A 21,421-nucleotide genomic window follows, 5' to 3' on the forward strand; every position below is an offset into this window, starting at 1 on the left:
TTAGTTAGATTCCGCTAATAGAAGAAAATATATACAAAAAAAGAGCTATCTCTTTTCAAAGATAGCTCTAGTTCACGGATTACTTTTCTACTATTATATTGTCTGCTTTTATAGACACGTTTTTGGTGAATCCACTAACAATAAACATCACAAGCATATTCATTAACAATGCGACTATTCCTACATTTAAATCTTTTATATATTGAGAGACCCCCGGAAACATCGTAGCTAAAGTTGAACCAGATAAAGTAATATATGCGACCACTAACAACCCAATTCCCATTCCTGCAATTGCCCCTTGTTTCGTAACAACTTGACGCGGAAACAAACTACATACAAGGGCAGGGAAAAGTTGCGTCACTATACTATACCCCATTAAAAGAAGTGCCCCTATTGTTTCTCCACCTTTAAATGTAAACAACACTGCAACAAGCGTTACTACAGGTACAAATAATTTTGCAGCTTTAGCAACTTGTCTATCTGAAGCAGATGGGACCATTGTTCGGTAAATGTTTTTTGCTAACAAAGTAGATGCCGCCATAACAAGCATGGAACCCGGAACTAATGCGGTTAAAACGCCAGCACTACCAATAATCCCAATAAACCACGGATCAAAAGTTTGAAGAGCGAGACGGAATAACGAAAGGTCTACATCCCCTCCCTTTAATCCAGGCACTTGCAGTATAGCAGCAAAACCCGCAAAGAATACGAAAAGTAAAACTAAAGAATAAAGTGGCATAATGGCCGCATTTTTACGAAATACTTTTTCATTTTTTGCAGAGAAAGCAGAAGCGAATGTATGGGGCCACATATAGAAACCGAGAGCCGTTAATACAATAGTAGAAACAAACCAAGAAATACTCATTCCTTCATCAGGTAAAGATAAAAATCCTGGTTTTGCTGCTTCTACAGCTTCGAACATCGGCTGAAATCCTCCATAATAATGGTACGGTAAATATATACCTAAAAACATAACGATAAACAGGATCATAATATCCTTTAAAGCCGCTGTCCAAGCAGAGCCGTGTATACCTGAAACCATTACATATATCGTTATGACAATTGCACCAATCCATACGGCAATAACTGGCGATACCCTGCCGTAAGACGCTTCCGAAACGATAATGCCTAATCCTTTTAACTGTAAAACAAGATATGGGATAATCGAAATAACCCCAATAATAGAAACGATAATACCAAGTGTCTGACTCTTATATTTCTTCACAAAAAAATCTGGCTGCGAAACAAGATTATGCTCTTTCGCATACTTCCAAACTGGCGGCAATAAAAAGTAAGATAAAATATAAGCTAATGCACCATAACCTAAAATATAAAAAGTAGGTGCTCCCTTACTATACGCCCATCCACTTCCGCCTAAAAATGTGAATGTCGTATAAATTTCACCTGCCATAAGAAGAAAAACAAAAATAGTGCCAAATCCTCTTCCTCCAACTGACCATTGCTCTAAATTCATATCTTTTCCATGTTGTGCCCGAATTCCTAAAAATAGTGCGAGAAATAAAAATAAAATAATGATAAGTAATGCGGTCATTTTACATCCCCCTTATTCGCAGGATCAAATACGTACACAATCCCCATACAAAGAGACGTAATGAGCACCGATAATAATACCCAAAATAATAAAAATGGCATCCCTAATACGTAAGGAGTAACTGAATTAGCAAATACAGGTCCAATAACTAAACAAAAAACTGGAATAAGCGCTAATAGATGTATTTTCTTCATCTCATTCTCCTTTGCTTATAAAATTCATAATGGATGATACAAAGACTTCCACGCCAATTGGCAATGCATCCTCATCAATCGTAAAACGAGGGTGGTGGTGAGGATATATAATTCCTTTCTCTTTATTTCCTGCTCCGATAAAAAAGAATGTCCCTGGAACCTTTTGTAAAAACGCTGAAAAATCTTCCCCAGCCATCGTCGGCTGTAAACGAATAACTCCTTCCCGACCATAAAGTTGTAATGCTGTTTGCTCAATAACCTCTGTAACTTCATAATCATTTACTACCGGTCGATATCCATATTCATAAGAAAACGTATATTTCGCCCCGTAAGCCTCCGTCACATGCTTCACAATCCGTTCAATCCTTTTCTCTGTTTCTTCTCGCAACTCATGTTTTAAACTCCGCACTGTCCCTTCAATCTTCGCTTGTTCTGGAATCACATTATGGGTTGTCCCAGCATGAAATTGCGTAACAGATACTACAAGAGAGTCTAACGGATTCGTGAGGCGAGATACAATTTGTTGAAGTTGCGAAACGACTTGTGTACCGATTGCAATACTATCAACAGTTTCATGAGGGATCCCAGCATGTCCACCTTTTCCTTCTATTGTAATTTTAAACACATCTGGAGCAGCCATTGCAGGACCATAAATTACACCTATTTTGCCAACCTGTAACGATGCCCAAAGGTGAGCACCAATAATATAATCCACACCTTCCATTACACCCGCTGCAACCATTTCCTCTGCACCGCCAGGAAAGTTTTCTTCTGCATGTTGGAAGAGAAAACGAATCTCCCCTTCAACTTTCTCTCTTGCCTCTACTAACTTATGTACAACTCCAAGTAATATCGCTATATGCCCATCATGGCCACATGCATGCATCACACCTGGTTCTGTAGATATAAAGTCAAACTCATTTTCTTCATGAATAGGAAGAGCATCCATGTCAGCTCTAACCGCGATGGTTTTACCAGGTTTCTTACCAATCAACCTTGCCATTACACTATATTTAGTAGGTCGTGTCACTTCTAAACATGTGATTTTCCGCAGTATATCGAATACAAACTGTGATGTTTTTTCTTCTTGAAAAGATAACTCTGGATATTTATGAAAATGCCTTCTCCACTCAATCAATTGATTTTTCGATACAACCAGTTCCTTCGCTACATCCATTTCTCTTCTCCCCTTCTTCACCAAGTTAAATGTTATTATAACGTGAATTGTTAATTTTTAAAAGAATCTTCTGAATTTTCGGTTATAAATTACCAAAAATAAAAAGCCATCAAAAAGATGACTTTTTTCATTATTATAAAATAGTAATTGCTTGTTTCCCCATTTGCTCCCAAGCTTTCTCAAATTCTGCTCGTGGAACAGCGAAACGCGGATTGTTTTTTAGAGGATCATTTACATACACAAAGTTTTGATCGTATCCAACCACTACTACACTATGCTCAAAATATGTAATTTTCACTTCACCAGAACTTGTTTTCCATGTTTCAAAACTACTTTCAGCTAGCGGCTTAAACGTTGTATTAATAATAACCCATACTGGAGAGCCAGAACTAATTACCTTATATAGATCATTCACGTCTCTATCTGTTAAATTAATTACTTTTTCAGGAACATATTTTTCTGCTAAATTAAAGATTGGTTTATTATATACACCATATCCTTGTTCAGCTTTCGTATAAATATTTCCAACAAATCCCTCATAAGGATTTCCACGCAAACCATCTTGTTCAAATGGAACTCGATGAATTTCACTAGCAAGTTGCATCTTATCTACTTGCACACCTTTATATTGTAGTAACATAGCTAAGCTTGTCACTTCACATCCACGAGGTAATTCTGGTAACTGCTTTATAAACGGAACATTTTCAATCATAGCCGCTTCTTTCATTTCAGATAGAAAATCTAAGCGTAGCACTTGTGCCTTTTGTATAATCTTATCTTTCCCTATAAAGAACGCTGCAGCTAATATAATTCCAAAAACAAAAAGATATTTTAACTTTTTCATTTTAAACAAAACTCCATTAATTATTATTTTACAGACATACCTTCTATCATTGTACCTTTCTTCTTACTAGTTTGCTAGAAAGATTATGTGAATTATTGTTCACACTTTTACTATCAGGAAAATTCTAATTATTTTTAATAAAGAGAAAAAACAATATACTTTTCTGAATTTTTTTGCTAAAATCGAAATAATTAACATGGTGAAGATATCACTTTGTTAACAAAAACATTCTTAGAGTATTTAGTCATAGTTCGCTTTTTACATACTCCATTCATTTCATAGTAAATAAACCGAGTATGTGTCATATCCCCCACTAATGATTAAAAACTCGGAATAAAAATCAGTTCATACATACAGAAAATAACGGGGTGAGGGGCATATGAATCAACAAGTAGAACAAACAGATTTAAAACGAACAATGAAAAGTAGACACCTATTTATGATTGCACTTGGTGGAGTGATTGGAACGGGCCTATTTATGGGATCAGGTCAAATCGTCCATAACGCCGGTCCTGGTGGTGCTATTCTTGCATTTTTAGTCGGTGGATTTGTTATGTATTTAACGATGTTATGTCTTGGTGAATTATCCGTTGCTATGCCAGAAGCAGGTTCATTCCAAAGCTATGCAAGCAAATTTATTTCACCTGGTTTTGGTTTTGTTGTCGGTTGGATGTATTGGTTAAATTGGGCCGTTACAGTTGGAGTAGAATTAACAACTGTAAGTATTTTAATGAAACGTTGGTTTCCAGATGTTTCTTCGTGGATTTGGTGTGTTACATTTGCAGCAGCACTCTTTCTTGTAAATGCTTTATCAGCAAAGGCATATGCAGAAGCAGAGTTCTGGTTCGCTAGCGTAAAAGTTGCAACAATTGTAGTTTTCATCGTACTCGGTGGTGCAGTTATGTTCGGTCTACTTGACTTTAATGGAAAACCAGCTCCAATGCTTCATAACTTCACTGAAAATGGCGGATTATTTCCAAACGGTGCATTAGCTGTTCTTCTTACGATGATTACAGTAAACTACTCTTTCCAAGGAACAGAATTAATCGGAATTGCTTCAGGAGAAAGTGAAAATCCTGAAAAAACAATTCCAAAAGCGATTAAAAATACCATATGGCGAACTCTCTTCTTCTTCGTCTTAGCCATATCAGTTGTTGTAGGTTTACTCCCATGGCAAGAGGCGAACCTAGTCGAAAGTCCATTTGTACTTGTATTTGATGTAGCTGGTGTTCCATATGCAGCAGACATCATGAACTTTGTTATTATTACAGCAGTATTATCCGTAGCCAACTCTGGCCTATACGCAAATTCTCGTATGCTTTGGGCGATGGCAAAACAAGGAATGGCGAGTCCAGCTTTTACGAAGTTAACTAAAAAAGGTGTGCCGCTAAACGCATTAATTTTCAGTCTAATCTTTGCAAGCTTGTCTCTATTAACAAGTATATTTGCAGCAGATACTGTCTTTTTAGTTTTAACATCTATTGCAGCTATGGCGGCTGTCGTAGTTTGGATGTCAATCGCAGCTTCACAGTTTTTCTTCCGTAGAAACTTCTTAAAAAACGGCGGAGACATTAATGATTTAAAATATCGCACACCGCTTTATCCAATCGTTCCAATCGTGGCTTTCTCACTCAATTTCATTACCTTTGTCAGTTTAGCTTTCATTCCAGATCAGAGAATCGCTCTTTATTGCGGAATTCCATTTATGATTATTTGTTACATTTTATACCAAGTTAAATATAAAAAAGTTGTCACATTTGAACAACAAATAAGTCTAAAAAAAGAGGTAAACTAAATATACAAAATATTCAGCTATCTTTCTTATGATAAGATAGCTTTTTTCTATTTCTTGGATATCTTGGTATAACTTTATTTATCTTAAAATTTCCACAATCACGTTTTTAACTGGAAAATGGTTTACAATGTTATCAAGTTACAAATGATATTCACCTTAAAAAGTGTGCATTTGTGTCTATTTTTTAACAATATCACAAAAACTATTGCCATCTATAAATTAATAGGTTTATATTGTTTTATTGGCATAGTTTCAATCCAAGGAGAAAGGAGATTTTCAATCGTGCAACTAAAGAAAACGTTTTGGAAGCTGGCTTCGCTTCTTCCGTTATCATTACTTCTGTTCCTCGGTGGCTGTGATAAGAAACTCGCAGTATTAAATCCGCAAGGACCTGTTGCAAAAGCACAGTATGATTTAATTGTTTGGTCATTCTTGCTTATGTCATTAATTATCGCAATTGTATTCATCTTGTTTACAGTCATCTTGATTCGTTATCGTGAAAAACCAGAGAATATGGACTATGAGCCACCTGAACAACACGGTAACACATTATTAGAAATCATTTGGACGCTTGTTCCTGTTATTATCGTTATCGCATTATCGATTCCAACAGTAAAAGCAACTTATGCTTCGGAAGAGGTTCCGAAAGAGTCCAAACATATTAAACCAGTGGAGATTTATGTTACATCTGCAAACTGGAAATGGTTATTCAGTTACCCAGAGGAAAAAATTGAAACCGTTAACTATTTAAACATCCCAGCTGGTGTACCAATTCAATTCAAACTGACTTCTGTCGGCCCAATGAATGCTTTCTGGGTACCAGAACTTGGTGGTATGAAGTACACAATGGATGGCATGATTATGGACCTTTATTTACAAGCTGACAAGCCAGGTTCTTACCTAGGTCGTAGCGCGAACTTCTCTGGTGAAGGATTTACTCACATGGAGTTCGAAGTTGAAGCAAAAACTAAAGAGAAATATGACAAGTGGGTTAAAGAGGTACAACAAACTGCTCCTAAACTAACAGAAGATAAGTACAACGAAATTGTTAAACCTGGTGTAGTTGGTCGTATGACATTCTCTAGCCATCACTTAAGTTATGTAGATCCAAAATCACTTGAATATTGTGATTACAACTACTACAAAAACAAAAAATAATAGCTATAATTCCAACAGATTGGAGTGAACACAGTGAAGCTTGATGAATTCTTTGTCACAGGTGACCCGATTATTTACGGTGCAGACGCTTCTATCGTTCTTGTGACATTAGCAATCATTTTCGTACTAACAAAGTATAAAAAATGGAAATGGCTTTGGGACGAATGGTTAACAACTGTTGATCATAAAAAGATTGGGGCCATGTATATTATCTCTGCGGTTATTATGTTATTCCGTGGTGGTATGGACGGTTTAATGATCCGTGCACAGTTAACATTCCCAGAAACAACTTATTTAAACGCTGAACACTATAACGGAATCTTCACAACACACGGTACAGTTATGATTCTTTTCATGGCGATGCCATTCGTTATGGGATTAATGAACCTTGTAGTACCATTACAAATTGGTGCTCGTGACGTTGCATATCCGTTCTTAAATGCTTTAAGTTTCTGGTTATTCTTTGTCGGAGCAATGTTATTCAACATCGCTTTCGTAATCGGTGGTTCTCCAGACGCTGGGTGGACTTCTTACTTCCCAATGGCAGGTACAGAGTTTACTTCTGGTGTAGGAAATAACTACTACGCAATTGCATTACAGATTTCAGGTCTCGGTACGTTAATGACAGGTATTAACTTCCTTGTTACTATCTTAAAAATGCGTACACCTGGTATGACTTTAATGAGAATGCCAATGTTTACTTGGTCAATCTTAATTACAACGATTATCATTATTTTCGCTTTCCCTGTATTAACAGTTGCTCTTGCATTAATGACATTTGACCGTCTATTCGATGCTCACTTCTTTACGATGGCGAGCGGCGGTATGCCAATGTTATGGGCCAACCTATTCTGGGTATGGGGTCACCCTGAAGTATATATCGTTATTTTACCGGCATTCGGTATTTTCTCTGAAATCATTAGTACATTCTCACGTAAACGTCTATTCGGTTACAGTGCGATGGTATACTCAATGGTTGCAATTTCTTTACTAAGTTTCGTCGTATGGCTTCACCACTTCTTCACGATGGGTGCAGGTCCAGCGGTTAACTCATTCTTCTCGATTTCGACAATGGCGATTTCGATTCCAACCGGGGTTAAGATCTTTAACTGGTTGTTTACACTGTATAAAGGACGTATTCGTTTTACAGTTCCAATGCTTTGGTCGTTAGCATTTATTCCAAACTTCGTAGTCGGTGGGGTTACAGGGGTTATGCTTGGTATGGCAGCAGCTGATTATCAGTACCATAACAGCTACTTCCTAATCGCTCACTTCCACTACGTATTAATCGCAGGTACAGTATTCGCTATGCTTGCTGGATTCACATTCTGGTATCCAAAAATGACTGGTCATATGTTAAATGAACGCCTAGGTAAATGGACATTCTGGATCTTTATGAGCGGATTCAACATCTGTTTCTTCCCAATGTACTTCTTAGGTTTAGACGGTATGACTCGTCGTATGTACACTTACTCTGAAAGTCTTGGATGGGGATGGCTAAACCAAATCGCATCTGTTGGTGCGGTAATGATGGGTATCGGCTTCCTACTTCTTTGCTACAACGTAATTTGGAGTGCTCGTCACGGTGAACGTGACACAACTGGAGATCCATGGGACGGCCGTACACTTGAATGGGCAACTCAATCTCCTGTACAACATTACAACTTCGCGAAACTTCCTGAAATCAAAGAAGCTGATGCTTTCTGGTACATGAAAAAACGCGGAGAAACAGTTACACCAGCAGCAGAAGATATCAAACCAATTCACATGCCAAGTAACTCTGGTGTGCCTATTATTGCGTCTGGATTCTTCGGTCTTGCAGGTTTCGCATTAGTATTTAGCTGGTTCTGGCTTGCAGCAATCGGCGGCATTGGTATTTTAGCTTGCTTAATCTATCGTTCATTCGATTACGATGAAGGTTACTATATTAGTGTTGATGAAATTAAAAAATCAGAACATGTAGCATGAGAGGTGAAATGATATGGCGGCTTTAGATAAAAGCTTACCTTTGGAATATCAATCCGAACAAAGCAGATTGAATATCCTAGGATTCTGGATTTTTCTCGGGGCTGAAATTATGCTGTTCGCAACACTTTTCGCCTCTTATCTAGTACTCGCTGGTCGTACGGCAGATGGCCCAACACCAGCACAACTGTTTGAACTTAAAACGCTTTTAATTCAAACATTACTACTTTTAACAAGTAGTTTCACATGTGGTATCGTGATTCACGAAATGCGTAAGCACAACCAAAAAGCAATGCTTGGATGGTTCGTTCTTACATTACTTTTAGGTGCAGGCTTCCTATTCTTCGAGATTGAAGAGTTCATTATGTATATTGGTGAAGGCGCAACAATTCAAACAAGTGCTTTCCTATCTGGATTCTTCGTTCTTCTTGGGACACACGGAGCCCACGTAACAGGCGGTATCATTTGGGCAATTTGTGTTATTATCCAAATTTTAAAACGAGGTTTAACACCAGTTACAGCTCGTAAAGTATTCATCATCAGCTTATACTGGCATTTCCTTGATCTAGTTTGGGTCTTTATTTACACACTAGTTTACTTGAACGGGATGGTGGCGTAAATGGGTCAAAATAACAACCAAGCAAACGGGCATGCGCATAGCGGATTCCCTTGGTCACACGTTTTCGGATTTATTTTATCGCTTGCACTAACGTTTCTAGCTCTATACGTGGCACTTTATACAAACCTGCCACTATCAACGATTTTAACTACCATTATCATAATGGCTGTTGCGCAAGCGTTGTTACAATTAATTATGTTCATGCATTTAAAAGAAGGAGAAGGAAGAGTTCAAATTCTTACTATGATTTACAGTTTCTTCGTTGCAACTGCAACAGTTGGTTTAACTGTATGGATCTTCTTCTCAATGTAATGTACATGAAAAAGACTGCTGAGATTCCTCAGCAGTCTTTTTTTATCCCCTCCCCTATTACATCCACATTACGGAATTAACAACAGAATCATGAAAAATATACTTATTATGACAAATGTTAAGAAAACTCTTTCTTTATGAAATCGAATCCATATGCGTTGCTTTTCTACCTATTATATGGCTAAATAGGTACTATATTTATTTGAAGGGAGAGAACGCAATGGAACATCACACTTCTGTTCTATCACTTATGGTTGTCGTTGCAATCGCGTTTTTCGTTCCCCTTTTGTTACAACGCTTTAAATTAAAAGCACTTCCTGTCGTTGTTGCAGAAATCATCGCAGGAATCTTTGTAGGTAAAAGTGGGTTTAATATTATTGAGCCAGATATGTGGCTTCAAGTCTTATCGACACTAGGATTTATCTTTCTTATGTTTTTAAGCGGTTTAGAAATTGATTTTTCTATCTTTAAACAAAAAGGGAAAAAGAACACGACAAACGAACCAAACACATTCCAAGCAGCAAGTATTATCTTCTTATTTATTTTCATCTTATCTTATGCCCTATCACTACTATTCGTATGGCTAGGATTTGTAGATAATGCAATGTTTATGACTTTAATCATTTCAACAATCTCTTTAGGTGTTGTCGTACCAACATTAAAAGAGAATAACTTAGGAAAAACAGCAATTGGGCAAATTATTTTATTAGTCGCTGTTATTGCGGATTTAGTTACAATGATTTTACTCGCTGTATTCGTCGGATTAAATTCCGAAAGCGGCCAAAGCATGTGGCTCCTTCTTCTTCTATTCGGCGCTGGTATTGTTATTTACTTCGTTGCAAAACGTTTTAAAAACATTCCATACTTGGATAACTTAAAAGCTGGTAGTGTACAAATTGATACACGAGCTGTTTTTGCACTCATCTTAATATTAGTTGGGTTATCTGAATCCGTTGGAGCTGAAAATATTTTAGGTGCCTTCTTAGCAGGTGTACTCGTATCATTATTATCACCAAATGAAGATATGGTTGAAAAACTGGATTCTATCGGATATGGTTTCTTCATCCCTATTTTCTTCGTAATGGTTGGTGTAAATTTAGAAGTTTGGTCTATTTTCAAAGAACCTTCTAGCATGCTAATGATCCCAATTTTAATTGTAGGACTCTTTATTTCAAAACTGATACCATCACTCGTCCTACGAAAATGGTATCCACGTAATATCGTACTGGGAAGTGCCATCTTATTAACATCGACACTTTCTTTAGTTATTGCAGCTGCACAAATCGGTGAAAAACTCGGGATCATCAGTCCAAGTTTATCTGCTTCCCTTATTTTAAGCGCAGTTATTACTTGTATTTTCGCACCTATATTATTTAAAAAAATGTTCCCGAAAGTAGAAACACCAAAACCAAAAGTTTCTATTATTGGTGCCAGCAGAATTACCCTTCCGTTATCCCTTGATTTAAAACGAGAAGATTATGACGTAACACTATATATGATGCGTCAAAATAAAATAAATGATGAGGAAGCGACATCACATGACTTCCCTATCGTAAAATTAGACGACATCACAATCGCATCATTAACTGAACAAACAGCATTTAACGCAGACCGTGTTGTTGTTGCAACAAGTGATGATGAGCAAAACTTATTATTAGCAGAACACGCAAAAGAACTAGGTGTTGAACATGTTATTGCAAGTGTAGAAGATCCTCTTCTACAAGAAAAAGCAACGCAAGAACATATCGCTGTATTCTCAACAATTAACTCTACACGTATTCTATTACGTGCACTTATTGATAAACCGAGTCTCGTTCGCTTAATTACAACAGCAAACGAAACAGTCCGTGAGGTTGAACTACGAAGCAATAAATATAACGGCGTGGCACTTCGCCGCCTTCCGTTTTTAGGCGATGTACTAGTCATTCAAATTTATCGCGGGAATAAAGCATTAATTCCGCATGGTGATACGAGACTACAGCACGGTGATACATTACTTGTAACAGGTTCAAAAGAACATATCGATACACTAAAAAGCATATTAGAATAGAAAATGCCCCTCACATAATTGAGGGGCATTTTTTTCCATTTTATATGGTAAAATGTAACTATCACATATTATGAGGGTGGATCACATTATGTCTATTGTAACTTTAGCTCTTTTATTATTAGCAGAAATACTCGTTGCCATTATTCTCATCGGTGTTAGTATTGAGATTTGTAGTTACGGATGGAAAAAATCGAATGGAATAAAATATTCTTGCCTCCTACTTTCACTCCTTCTCGGAACTGCTAGCATACTCGGACTTCTCGCCGCACCTGCCTATTTCTTTATACAATTAACAGAAAACACCTTATAAGAAAGGATGTTAATATGATTACCGTGAAAAATATTGAGGGATCTGATACTTACGTATTACGTCAAAAAATTTTACGCCCGAATCAAACATTAGCAGATTGTAAATATCCTTCCGATTATGAAACAGATACCTTCCACTTAGGCGCATTTATAAACGATGAACTAATTAGTATCGCTTCCTTCTCAAAAGAAATATATCCTGACCTACCAGCCAGTATTCATTATCGTCTACGAGGAATGGCAACATTACCTGAATTTCGAAACAACCGTGCTGGAAGCTCCATAATTCAGAAGGCGGAACAAGTCTTGCAAGAGCGTCAAGCAAATATATTATGGTGTAATGGGCGAATTACTGTAGCTGACTATTACAAACGCTTAGGCTTCCAGGAACATGGTGAGATCTTTGAAATTGAACCGATTGGTCTTCATAAAGTACTATATAAAAGAATATAAAAAAAGCTTTCCGCAATACGGGAAAGCTTTTCTTATATTTCATTCTTCACTTTTTATTCTCTTCATATATATGTATATAAACAAACTAGGCACTAAAAAACACGCAAACATAATAAGTCCTGTCATACTAATTTCCTTCATCGAAATATCCGGTGTTACAACGATACAAATGGCTAAAATACCAATAATAATACCTACCGGAATAAATAATAACTTCATAAAATAACTACGTGATACTCCGCCCGTATGCTCATACACTTCTACTGAATTTTTCAGGTTTAAAAAGTTTATAACTACTATCCCGCACATAAATACCATTAATAAATCCGAAACACTTTCATATCCTGCACCTTGCAAAACGTAGCGATAAAAAACAATACCTAGTATGACAATATTTTGTAAGATGAAAACGAGTCTAATATGTTTTAGCCCCTCAATCATTAAGCGTTCATCTTTCACGATTCTCATCCTCTCACTCCTTTTCCTCCCAAAATAAATCATTCAACGTTTTATCTACTGCATAACAAATTTTCAAACATAAATCTAAAGATGGGTTGTATTTCCCCTTCTCAATTAAACTAATCGTTTGCCTTGTAACGCCTACTTTTTCTGCTAATTGTTGCTGTGTTAAATCTAACTGAACACGCGCGACTTTTATTTTACTTACAGCCATTCATGTTCCTCCTCTATCTTTATTGTAACATATATATTCCATTAAGTAATTTATATTTTGCTTAATTGACTATAATTTCACTTTATCCTGCTATTTATAAGCAGGAACACCCCTATCTAAGTATTCAGCTAGAGCAAAGTAGTTAGACGGAAAATTAACTGCCCCACTGATTATAGTTTCACTTTATTATACACAAAAAAGGAGCCTCTCATAAGAAGCTCCCTCTCCTATATCTATATTATAAGAATAAATGACATCCAAATAAAATTGTAAATAAGTATAATAACGGATGTACTTCCATCCCTTTTCCTTTCACAATTTTTAAGACTGGATACACTAAAAATCCAATTGCAATTCCATTCGCAATACTAGACGTTAACGGAATACCAACGAAGATTAAAAATGCTGGTAATGCATCATCAAATTCATTCCAATTAATATCACGAAGACTTTGCGCCATTAAACTACCTACAATAATTAATGAAGGAGCTGTAATAGCGGCTACGCTTGATAAAGAAGCAATAACAGGGCTGAAGAATGCCGTTATAACCGTTAGGCCAACTACTACAATACCTGTTAATCCTGTTTTACCACCCGCAGCAATACCAGCTGACGACTCAATCGTCGCTGCTGTTGGGCTTGTCCCAAAAATAGAGCCTGTAGTACCACCAATTGCATCCGCAATAAACGCTTTACCAAAACGTTTCTCTGTATTATCTGTAATTAAACCTGCTTGTTTAATTAAACCGAGTAATGCACCTGTTGTATCAAATAACAGTACAAGTAAAAATGAAAATACAACGCCATATAATCCATATTCAATGACATCTGAAAAGGCGTTGATTGGATTTGAAACGATAATTCCCTCTGGTAAATGAGGCATCGCAACAATTTTATCCGTAAACTTCAGTTGCCCTGTAAAGAAGGCGATAATTCCCGTCACAATCATACTAATAAATAATGCACCGCTCACACGCAATGCCATTAATACCGCCGCTAAAATCAAACCAATTAAAGTTAAAATAACGGCTGGAGAATGGAAGTCACCAATCGTAACTAAGTTAGATGGATGATCAACGATAATTCCAGATAGACGTAATCCAATAAAAGCAATAAATAACCCAATCCCACCTGCAATCGCATGTTTTAAACTGTCAGGAATTGCGACAATTAGCTTTTGCCTAAATGAAGTGAATGATAATAAAAGAAAAATGATACCTGTTACAAATACTGCTGAAAACGCAATGACATATGTAATCCCCTCTGCCTGTTGAACAACAGAATAAGCAAAATACGCATTCATTCCCATAGCTGGAGCAATAACAATTGGATAGTTAGCTAAAAACGCCATACATAGCGTCCCTACAACCGTCGCAATAATAGTTGCCGTAAAAGCTTGATCAAATGGTACACCTGCATCAGATAATATTTTCGGATTGATGACAAGAATATACGCAAATGTAAAAAAAGTTGTGATGCCAGCTAAAATCTCTTGCTTCACAGAAGTATTATATTTTTGTAATTGAAACATGGTTATGTACCCTTCCTACATCTGAATTATTATCACACATTCTTTTCTTACTAGTATGTGAGAAAATATAATACTTAATCTTAACAATCAATAAAAAGAAGAGTCAATATATTCGCTAATAGTTCGAATTTTAAGTTTAAGTCTGACAAGTATAGATGTATTACAGTTAACTATGTTTATTTTTGTAGCATAACAGATAGAAATGTTTTATAATTTGAAATAGTTAAATATTTAGTAAACGCATTCAAATATCGTTCACTCTACAAGGAGGATTCTTCTTATGCAGCAAACAAACAAATCTGGAACTTTAAACCGCGGTTTAAAAGAACGACATATTACTTTAATGTCACTCGGTTCAGCTATTGGCGTTGGACTATTTCTAGGATCCGCTTCTGCTATTAAGCTAGCTGGCCCTTCTATTCTACTAGGCTATATGATTGCTGGACTCGTTATTTTTTTCATTATGCGAGCACTCGGAGAAATGGCAATTGAACAACCTGTTGCCGGTTCTTTTAGTAAATATGCTTATGATTACCTTGGACCGCTAGCTGGCTATATTACCGGTTGGAACTACTGGTTCTTATGGGTTGTGACTTGTATGGCTGAAATTACAGCAGCTGGCATTTACATGCAATACTGGTTCCCTGATATCCCGCGTTGGACTTGGGCTTTACTCGCTCTATTATTAATGAGTGCCTTCAACTTTTTATCCGTAAAAGTATTTGGAGAACTTGAATTTTGGTTTGCTCTCATCAAAATTTTCACAATTATCTGTATGATAGTAGTTGGTGCTGGTATTATTTTATTCGGATTCGGAAACGGCGGTATCGCTACCGGCATTTCTAATCTTTGGTCACATGGTGGCTGGTTCCCAAATGGTTTTTCTGGGTTACTACTCTCCATGCAAATGGTGTTATTCGCTTATTTAGGCGTTGAATTAATTGGGGTTACAGCGGGTGAAGCGCAAAATCCGAAAAAAACACTCGCAAAAGCAATCGATAACGTATTTTGGAGAATATTACTGTTCTACGTTGGGGCTCTATTCGTTATGATGGCAATTTATCCATGGAACGAACTTGGTGAGAAAGGAAGTCCATTCGTATTAACATTCCAGCAAATCGGTATCGCAAAAGCAGCAGGGATTATTAACTTTGTCGTATTAACAGCAGCTCTTTCTTCTTGTAATGGTGGTTTATTTAGTACAGGCCGTATGTTGTTTACATTAGCTCAGCAGAAAAAAGCTCCTGAAAGATTCGGTCGTTTAAATAAAAACGGTATTCCAAGTCAAGGAATTGTAGCAACAGCTACCGTCTTACTCGTTGGTGTTATATTAAACTATCTTGTGCCCGCAAAAGTATTTACATGGCTCACTAGTATTTCAACTTTCGGTGCAATTTGGACTTGGGGCATTATATTAGTCGCTCAAATTAAATTCCGTAAAGGATTGCAAACAGATACAAAGGACAAGCTAACATATAAAATGCCTTTACATCCATTAAGTTCATATTTCTCACTCGCTTTCCTTGCACTCGTATTAGGTATAATGGCGTATTCAGAAGATACAAGAATTGCATTAATTGTAGGACCAATTTGGCTTATTGGTTTAGCTGTCGTGTATTACATGAAAGGTTTTCATAAAATTGATGAAACACCTAATTCAAAAATTAGTTAAACAAAACATCCCTTCCTTATTACTTGGAAGGGATGTTTTTAAATCTCTATAAATATTTCTCAACAAAATTCACGGTATTTTTACAAATTTTTAATATTTTTTATGTTTTCCGTCTTTATTTTTACAGAAAAATAAATTACATTATTAAAGCACATATATTTATTATTAGGGGGATTCTTCTATGAAGAATAAAAAATGGATTACATTTTCTTTAGCAACAGCAATTACACTAAGTATAGGGACTTCGTTCATACCGTCTACTTATGCAGAAAGCTCTGTAGACCCAGCTCCTGAAATTGCTGCAAAGGTTGTAAATCAAAACAATGGGAAAAAAGTATTATTCGATAATACACACGGTCAAACTGCCGGAACCGCTGACTGGGTTATTGATGGTGGCTTTTCTGATTTCGGAAACGGTATTGCTCAAAACGGCTATCATGTAAAAGAACTACGTAAATCAACACCAATTACATACGAAGATTTAAAAGACTACAATGTGTTTATCGTTCCAGAAGCAAATATTCCTTACCAAAAATCTGAACAAGATGCTATGTTACAATACGTGAAAAATGGCGGCAGTATCTTCTTCATTGCCGATCATTATAATGCAGATCGCAATAAAAATCGCTGGGACTCTTCTGAAGTATTTAATGGATATAGACGCGGCGCTTGGGATAATCCTGCAAAAGGAATGTCTACTGAGGAAGTAAACTCACAAGCTATGCAAGGAGTAGAAAGCTCTGATTGGCTATCTGACAACTTCGGTATTCGCTTCCGTTACAATGCAATCGGTGATGTTTCTGCTAAAAACATTGTGTCACCTGAACAATCGTTTGGAATTACAAAAGGTGTTTCATCTGTAGCAATGCACGCTGGTTCAACTCTAGCAATTACAAATCCAAAACTAGCAAAAGGACTTGTTTACCTTCCAGAAAACCCGTCAAAATGGAATAACGCTGTTGATAGCGGTGTTTATAACGGCGGTGGTGTTGCAGAGGGTCCTTATGCTGCTATTGCTAAAGTAGGACTTGGAAAAGCTGCCTTTATCGGGGATTCTTCTCCTGTTGAAGATGCATCGCCAAAATACGTTCGTGAAGATTCTGGTCAAACAAAGAAAACTTACGATGGATATAAAGAAGAAAACGATGCTATCTTACTAGAAAACATCGTAAATTGGCTATCGAATAAAGAAACATTTACAAGTTTAGATCAAGTAAATGGTTTACAACTTGATTTACCTACTACTTTACAAACATTTGAACAACCAAGCTTATCAACCGAGCCACAACCTGAACCTTGGAGTGCGCCAAATGCAGGTTATCAATGGTTTAATACAAATACTTTTAAACCTGGTTCATATGGCTATAACGGTGCAGTAACAGCAAGCGACTACGTAGTTACACACCCTAGCACTCTACCAAACAATGAAGTGTTCCAAATGAAAATTCAAGTAAATAACTTATTACCAAACACAACATACAATAATTACTCTTTAGGCATCTTCACGACTGGTGGTACACAAGTAGCAAAAGTTCAAAATACAAATGGTACTTGGCCATCTACTTTCGGATATAGTAGTGCATTCTCTTTCACAACAAACAGCTTAGGTTCTGCTGAGAAAATCGTGAACGTACAAATCGATTCAAATACAACTGGACAAGCAACGCTTCGTCTACGCCAAAATACAACGGCGAAATATAGTGAGACTGTAACGATTAATAAGAAATAATGAAAAAGGCAATCCGGATATGGATTGCCTTCTTTTTACTTCTCTTCTTTTGAGAAAAACATCCTTGAAATAACGATACCTATACTACCTACGATTAAGAATAAAACTGCCCTAATCATCATCGATACTTCTGGTAGGTCCAGAAGGAATAGCTTCCCTATTGTTACAACTAAAACGACTAATCCAGCATACAATATTTCATTCATATGTTTATTCCGTCCAAGCCAAACTGCAAATAAAGCATATACCATCCATAATAAGGATACAGATACGCTAATTATGCTTCCATCTGTAGAAAGAACTTCACCAACTCTAGTAATTGCAATAAATATGATAACCATAAACCAATAGAGCACTATAGAATAAACATATTTTCCAAAGCTCATTAGCACATCTTTCGCTTGTTTCATGCAGTAATAAAATGTACCTATTAAAATAACATGAGCAACGAAACCAGCTGAAAGGAAATGATCAAACGGGCTAAAAATAGTTTGTATCATTCCAATCGCATAAACCGTCGCACTAACATACAATTTTATTTGTTGTTTTACTTTAATAGCAGTCACCATACCGAGGAAACCTTGTAATAATAATACAATCGCTGCATTCACTAAACTATACTCATATAAAATCGCTAAACTAAATGCACCCATTGCGAAACCAAATAAAAGATTTGCAAATGTAGAATGTCGATTCTTCCTATATTCAAATACGAACATAACAGCATGCACAAGCGCACTAATCATTAATCCCCATGTTGTAAATTCGGGTATTTTTGAAATGGCTAATATAAAGAAAACTGCATTCGCACTAAATATCGCCAAGCGTGGCTCTACTATAAAACTTCGCTCCGTAAACATATGCCAAAATAATAGTAAGTGAATCAAACCATAAACAACTGTTAACTGTACTTGTAAACCCCCTACTAATATTGACATAATAGCAAAGAAGACGAAAAGGACAATAGCAGCAACAGCATAAGAGATCATATATAAATACTGATAACGATTTTTCAGCGCATACCATAATAAGCTAATTGTTAGTATCGTCTCATATCCAAAGAAAATATACGGATTAGGAGTCGTACTATTTAATAAGAATGGCACGAAGAAAGCTCCTACCGCTACGAAAATAGTAAGATATTCTGATTGATACCTCTTGGCTACATAAATACCTAAAATGACCCATGCAATATTACACACAAATGCAACACTTGCTGGAATAAAGCCATATAAATAATGTGCCGCAAATGTCGTTAAAACTATACCCGTAATACTTCCTCCTGCTAATACTAACCCTAAAGCTTGCCGCTCTCGTTTAATTTGAATATCCCCTATATAATAAAAACCGATTGATAGGACAATACCAAATACAATTCTTATTGCTGGCGTTAATAATCCAGCATCTACCCCTGCTTTAAATAACCAGATTACTCCAAGTAACATAATACCGACAAATATGCGTGGTAACCACGTTTGGCAAAAATGAATAATATTAAATGGTTCTGGTTTAAAAGTAGATATGTCTACTTGTTTTACCTCTCGTTCTTGCACGGGCTCTTTTATTGTAACTACTTCTTCTTTTTGTTTTTCTTCCGTTACCGTTTCAATATATTCTTTCTTTTCCTTACTAACATGTTGCTGAGCATTTTCTACTTCTATTTCTTTTTGTTTTGCTTTCAATTCAAAAAGTGCTTCTTGAATTGTTTCAATTGCCGTTTCGAGCGCTTCTATTTTCTTATTTAAATCTTCCTTCATACGCTCCCCCCTCACCATTCATTCAAAACCTATATATTACCAATTAACTTTATCATACTATTAGTCTATTCATTTTCAATACCATTTTTCCAAAAAAGAAAGGTGTTTCCCGAAATAGGAAAACACCTCTTACTTATTTCTTCTTATTGAAAACACTACTCACAATAACGCCAATGCAAGCACCTATAATAGCTGGAACAATCCATCCTACACCTTCTATATAAAACGGAATGTATTTCAATACTGATGTCCACTGATTCATCATCACATTTTTATTGAAAATATCGATTGCACTAAATACGGCTACAATCCCAACTGTCACCGCATATACGTATGCGTACTTTCCAATATACTTATGGAATAACCCTAAAATAATAAGCGTTAGTGCAACTGGATAAATAAATCCAAGAATCGGTACTGATACTTTTAAAATTTGTGTTAATCCTAAATTAGCCAAAATCATGCTAATACAACTTAATATAAATGCCCACACTTTATACGCCACTTTCGGAAATGCACTTGCGAAAAATTGACTACAAGATGTAACAAGTCCAATTGAAACACATAAGCACGCGATCGTAAAAATAAGACCTAATAAAACGACTCCACCTTGTCCAAATAACGTCGTCATCACTTGTGCTAATACGTTCGCCCCATTATCAAATAGACCTAACGAACCGCTAATTGAACCAACATATCCAAGTATGACATAAATAATAGATAATAATAGTCCTGCCCCAATTCCAGCAATACTCATATATTTCGCTAAACCTTTATCATCTTCAATACCTTTTGTACGAAGAGCATTTGCAATAACAATCCCAAAAATTAAAGCTGCTAATGCATCCATCGTTAAATATCCATCTAAAAACCCTTGGAACATAGGAGCTTGTCCATAGTTTCCAGCAGCCTCTTTCACACTACCTACTGATGTAAACATGCTCTTTATAAAGATAAGGGCAATCATACCTAATAATAACGGTGTTAAAACCTTTCCGAACAACCCCATTAATTTAGATGGTGATAAACTTAACCAGTACACGATACTAAAGAAAACAACCGTGTAACATAATAAAACTATGCCTCCTGCTTCTGGCAAGAACTGACCTGGCCCCATTTCAAAAGCTAAACTTCCTGCACGTGGTATACCAAGTCCAGGTCCAATAAATAAATACACGATACACGGAAAAATAATGGCAAATGAAGAATGAACCCTACCCGCTAGCGCTTGAAAACTTCCTGCTTTCGCAATCGCAATAACTCCCAATATAGGAAGACCTGTTGCTGATATAATAAACCCTACTAATGAAATCCACACATGTTCTCCTGCTTCATACCCAAGGAAAGGTGGGAATATAAGATTCCCCGCACCAAAGAACATCGAGAATAACATAAGACTAATAAGTAAAATTTCTTTTTTCTGTAACAATTTCATTTCTTTCTCCTTCTTTAATTTCATCTTTTATGAAATCAATTTCACATATAAAAAAAGTGCAATAAACCGCTTCCTTACAAAGAAAACATAGTCCATAGTCTAACATAAAAGAAACACCCATTCTATAGCTATCTCTCTTTTCCAATTTCTTCTGAAAAATCAACCTTTATTGACTTATAATAGTTAATAAGGTAAA

19 protein-coding genes are annotated in these 21,421 nt (G+C 36.3%); 10 read left to right on the forward strand and 9 right to left on the reverse strand.

Translation table 11 applies throughout. The features are described 5' to 3' along the window. Positions 1–79: 79 nt before the first annotated feature. The 4 genes from AC3WTI_RS25300 to AC3WTI_RS25315 all read right to left on the reverse strand — a co-directional run bounded on the left by AC3WTI_RS25300 (position 80) and on the right by AC3WTI_RS25315 (position 3,767). Positions 80–1,552 carry a sodium:solute symporter family protein gene (locus AC3WTI_RS25300; RefSeq protein ID WP_097841279.1) on the reverse strand — a complete coding sequence of 491 codons (1,473 nt, stop codon included), beginning with the start codon at positions 1,550–1,552 and terminating at the stop codon, positions 80–82. Beyond that, the gene (locus AC3WTI_RS25305) at positions 1,549–1,746 is read right to left on the reverse strand and encodes a DUF3311 domain-containing protein (protein WP_000719845.1); all 198 of its coding nucleotides are present in this window, start codon (positions 1,744–1,746) and stop codon (positions 1,549–1,551) included. The genes AC3WTI_RS25300 and AC3WTI_RS25305 overlap by 4 nt, the downstream gene beginning before the upstream one ends. A 1-nt stretch (position 1,747) precedes the next feature. After that, on the reverse strand, positions 1,748–2,923 hold the full coding sequence (locus AC3WTI_RS25310) for an amidohydrolase (protein ID WP_087955377.1): 1,176 nt from the start codon (positions 2,921–2,923) through the stop codon (positions 1,748–1,750). A gap of 133 nt (positions 2,924–3,056) precedes the next feature. Then, entirely contained in the window at positions 3,057–3,767 is a 711-nt protein-coding gene (locus AC3WTI_RS25315) for a C39 family peptidase (protein ID WP_000734484.1), read from the reverse strand. A 379-nt stretch (positions 3,768–4,146) separates the two neighbouring features. On the opposite strand from AC3WTI_RS25315, the gene AC3WTI_RS25320 reads away from it, so the two are divergent. The 8 genes from AC3WTI_RS25320 (at position 4,147) to AC3WTI_RS25355 (ending at position 12,428) form a co-directional block, all read left to right on the forward strand. Continuing rightward, positions 4,147–5,562 carry an amino acid permease gene (locus AC3WTI_RS25320; protein ID WP_087955378.1) on the forward strand — a complete coding sequence of 472 codons (1,416 nt, stop codon included), beginning with the start codon at positions 4,147–4,149 and terminating at the stop codon, positions 5,560–5,562. A gap of 282 nt (positions 5,563–5,844) precedes the next feature. Beyond that, the gene (locus tag AC3WTI_RS25325) at positions 5,845–6,720 is read left to right on the forward strand and encodes a cytochrome aa3 quinol oxidase subunit II (protein WP_048527849.1); all 876 of its coding nucleotides are present in this window, start codon (positions 5,845–5,847) and stop codon (positions 6,718–6,720) included. Between the two features lie 33 nt (positions 6,721–6,753). After that, the gene (gene qoxB, locus AC3WTI_RS25330) at positions 6,754–8,688 is read left to right on the forward strand and encodes a cytochrome aa3 quinol oxidase subunit I (protein WP_000762372.1); all 1,935 of its coding nucleotides are present in this window, start codon (positions 6,754–6,756) and stop codon (positions 8,686–8,688) included. Between the two features lie 13 nt (positions 8,689–8,701). Further along, positions 8,702–9,304, forward strand: a complete 603-nt coding sequence (gene qoxC / locus AC3WTI_RS25335; RefSeq protein WP_000729317.1) for a cytochrome aa3 quinol oxidase subunit III — start codon at positions 8,702–8,704, stop codon at positions 9,302–9,304. Further along, entirely contained in the window at positions 9,305–9,616 is a 312-nt protein-coding gene (gene qoxD, locus AC3WTI_RS25340; RefSeq protein ID WP_000531379.1) for a cytochrome aa3 quinol oxidase subunit IV, read from the forward strand. A gap of 220 nt (positions 9,617–9,836) precedes the next feature. Further along, positions 9,837–11,666, forward strand: coding sequence for a monovalent cation:proton antiporter family protein (locus tag AC3WTI_RS25345; protein WP_087955379.1), 1,830 nt, complete (start codon positions 9,837–9,839; stop codon positions 11,664–11,666). Between the two features lie 70 nt (positions 11,667–11,736). Beyond that, on the forward strand, positions 11,737–11,976 hold the full coding sequence (locus tag AC3WTI_RS25350; protein WP_080000053.1) for a DUF4022 family protein: 240 nt from the start codon (positions 11,737–11,739) through the stop codon (positions 11,974–11,976). 14 nt (positions 11,977–11,990) lie between these two features. Beyond that, entirely contained in the window at positions 11,991–12,428 is a 438-nt protein-coding gene (locus tag AC3WTI_RS25355) for a GNAT family N-acetyltransferase (protein ID WP_097841280.1), read from the forward strand. 39 nt (positions 12,429–12,467) lie between these two features. On the opposite strand, the gene AC3WTI_RS25360 is transcribed toward AC3WTI_RS25355, so the two are convergent. The 3 genes from AC3WTI_RS25360 to AC3WTI_RS25370 form a co-directional block, all read right to left on the reverse strand. Further along, a complete protein-coding gene (locus AC3WTI_RS25360; protein WP_087955381.1) occupies positions 12,468–12,896 on the reverse strand; it encodes a hypothetical protein in 429 nt (142 codons plus the stop codon). A 4-nt stretch (positions 12,897–12,900) separates the two neighbouring features. Then, positions 12,901–13,101 (reverse strand): helix-turn-helix transcriptional regulator, encoded by a 201-nt coding sequence (locus AC3WTI_RS25365; protein ID WP_000301182.1) that lies wholly within the window; start codon positions 13,099–13,101, stop codon positions 12,901–12,903. Positions 13,102–13,339: 238 nt separating this feature from the next. Further along, positions 13,340–14,632: an NCS2 family permease gene (locus AC3WTI_RS25370; RefSeq protein WP_087955382.1), complete on the reverse strand. Its 1,293-nt coding sequence runs from the start codon at positions 14,630–14,632 to the stop codon at positions 13,340–13,342. Positions 14,633–14,912: 280 nt separating this feature from the next. Here AC3WTI_RS25370 and AC3WTI_RS25375 point away from each other — a divergent pair, with 280 nt between their 5' ends. Together AC3WTI_RS25375 and AC3WTI_RS25380 are read left to right on the forward strand one after the other, a co-directional pair. Further along, positions 14,913–16,304 carry an amino acid permease gene (locus tag AC3WTI_RS25375; protein ID WP_097841281.1) on the forward strand — a complete coding sequence of 464 codons (1,392 nt, stop codon included), beginning with the start codon at positions 14,913–14,915 and terminating at the stop codon, positions 16,302–16,304. Positions 16,305–16,485: 181 nt separating this feature from the next. Further along, positions 16,486–18,033 (forward strand): DNA-binding protein, encoded by a 1,548-nt coding sequence (locus AC3WTI_RS25380; RefSeq protein WP_097841282.1) that lies wholly within the window; start codon positions 16,486–16,488, stop codon positions 18,031–18,033. A gap of 35 nt (positions 18,034–18,068) precedes the next feature. Here the strand turns inward: AC3WTI_RS25380 and AC3WTI_RS25385 are convergent, their stop codons facing one another. Beyond that, complete coding sequence (locus AC3WTI_RS25385) at positions 18,069–19,790, reverse strand: DUF2339 domain-containing protein (protein WP_097841283.1); 1,722 nt, start codon at positions 19,788–19,790, stop codon at positions 18,069–18,071. Positions 19,791–19,923: 133 nt separating this feature from the next. After that, a complete protein-coding gene (brnQ1, locus tag AC3WTI_RS25390; protein ID WP_087955386.1) occupies positions 19,924–21,225 on the reverse strand; it encodes a branched-chain amino acid transport system II carrier protein BrnQ1 in 1,302 nt (433 codons plus the stop codon). Positions 21,226–21,421 lie beyond the last annotated feature (196 nt).

This window comes from Bacillus sp. EB106-02-03-XG38, assembly GCF_058792175.1.

Bases quoted from the DNA above. Each gene is read 5' to 3' on its own strand.
- AC3WTI_RS25355 (WP_097841280.1), top strand. From the start codon at position 11,991: ATGATTACCGTGAAAAATATTGAGGGATCTGATACTTACGTATTACGT.
- AC3WTI_RS25320 (WP_087955378.1), top strand. From the start codon at position 4,147: ATGAATCAACAAGTAGAACAAACAGATTTAAAACGAACAATGAAAAGT.
- AC3WTI_RS25345 (WP_087955379.1), top strand. From the start codon at position 9,837: ATGGAACATCACACTTCTGTTCTATCACTTATGGTTGTCGTTGCAATC.
- AC3WTI_RS25375 (WP_097841281.1), top strand. From the start codon at position 14,913: ATGCAGCAAACAAACAAATCTGGAACTTTAAACCGCGGTTTAAAAGAA.
- qoxC (WP_000729317.1), top strand. From the start codon at position 8,702: ATGGCGGCTTTAGATAAAAGCTTACCTTTGGAATATCAATCCGAACAA.
- AC3WTI_RS25365 (WP_000301182.1), bottom strand. From the start codon at position 13,101: ATGGCTGTAAGTAAAATAAAAGTCGCGCGTGTTCAGTTAGATTTAACA.
- AC3WTI_RS25360 (WP_087955381.1), bottom strand. From the start codon at position 12,896: ATGAGAATCGTGAAAGATGAACGCTTAATGATTGAGGGGCTAAAACAT.
- AC3WTI_RS25310 (WP_087955377.1), bottom strand. From the start codon at position 2,923: ATGGATGTAGCGAAGGAACTGGTTGTATCGAAAAATCAATTGATTGAG.
- AC3WTI_RS25385 (WP_097841283.1), bottom strand. From the start codon at position 19,790: ATGAAGGAAGATTTAAATAAGAAAATAGAAGCGCTCGAAACGGCAATT.
- AC3WTI_RS25315 (WP_000734484.1), bottom strand. From the start codon at position 3,767: ATGAAAAAGTTAAAATATCTTTTTGTTTTTGGAATTATATTAGCTGCA.
- brnQ1 (WP_087955386.1), bottom strand. From the start codon at position 21,225: ATGAAATTGTTACAGAAAAAAGAAATTTTACTTATTAGTCTTATGTTA.
- AC3WTI_RS25350 (WP_080000053.1), top strand. From the start codon at position 11,737: ATGAGGGTGGATCACATTATGTCTATTGTAACTTTAGCTCTTTTATTA.
- AC3WTI_RS25370 (WP_087955382.1), bottom strand. From the start codon at position 14,632: ATGTTTCAATTACAAAAATATAATACTTCTGTGAAGCAAGAGATTTTA.
- AC3WTI_RS25305 (WP_000719845.1), bottom strand. From the start codon at position 1,746: ATGAAGAAAATACATCTATTAGCGCTTATTCCAGTTTTTTGTTTAGTT.
- AC3WTI_RS25380 (WP_097841282.1), top strand. From the start codon at position 16,486: ATGAAGAATAAAAAATGGATTACATTTTCTTTAGCAACAGCAATTACA.
- AC3WTI_RS25300 (WP_097841279.1), bottom strand. From the start codon at position 1,552: ATGACCGCATTACTTATCATTATTTTATTTTTATTTCTCGCACTATTT.
- qoxD (WP_000531379.1), top strand. From the start codon at position 9,305: ATGGGTCAAAATAACAACCAAGCAAACGGGCATGCGCATAGCGGATTC.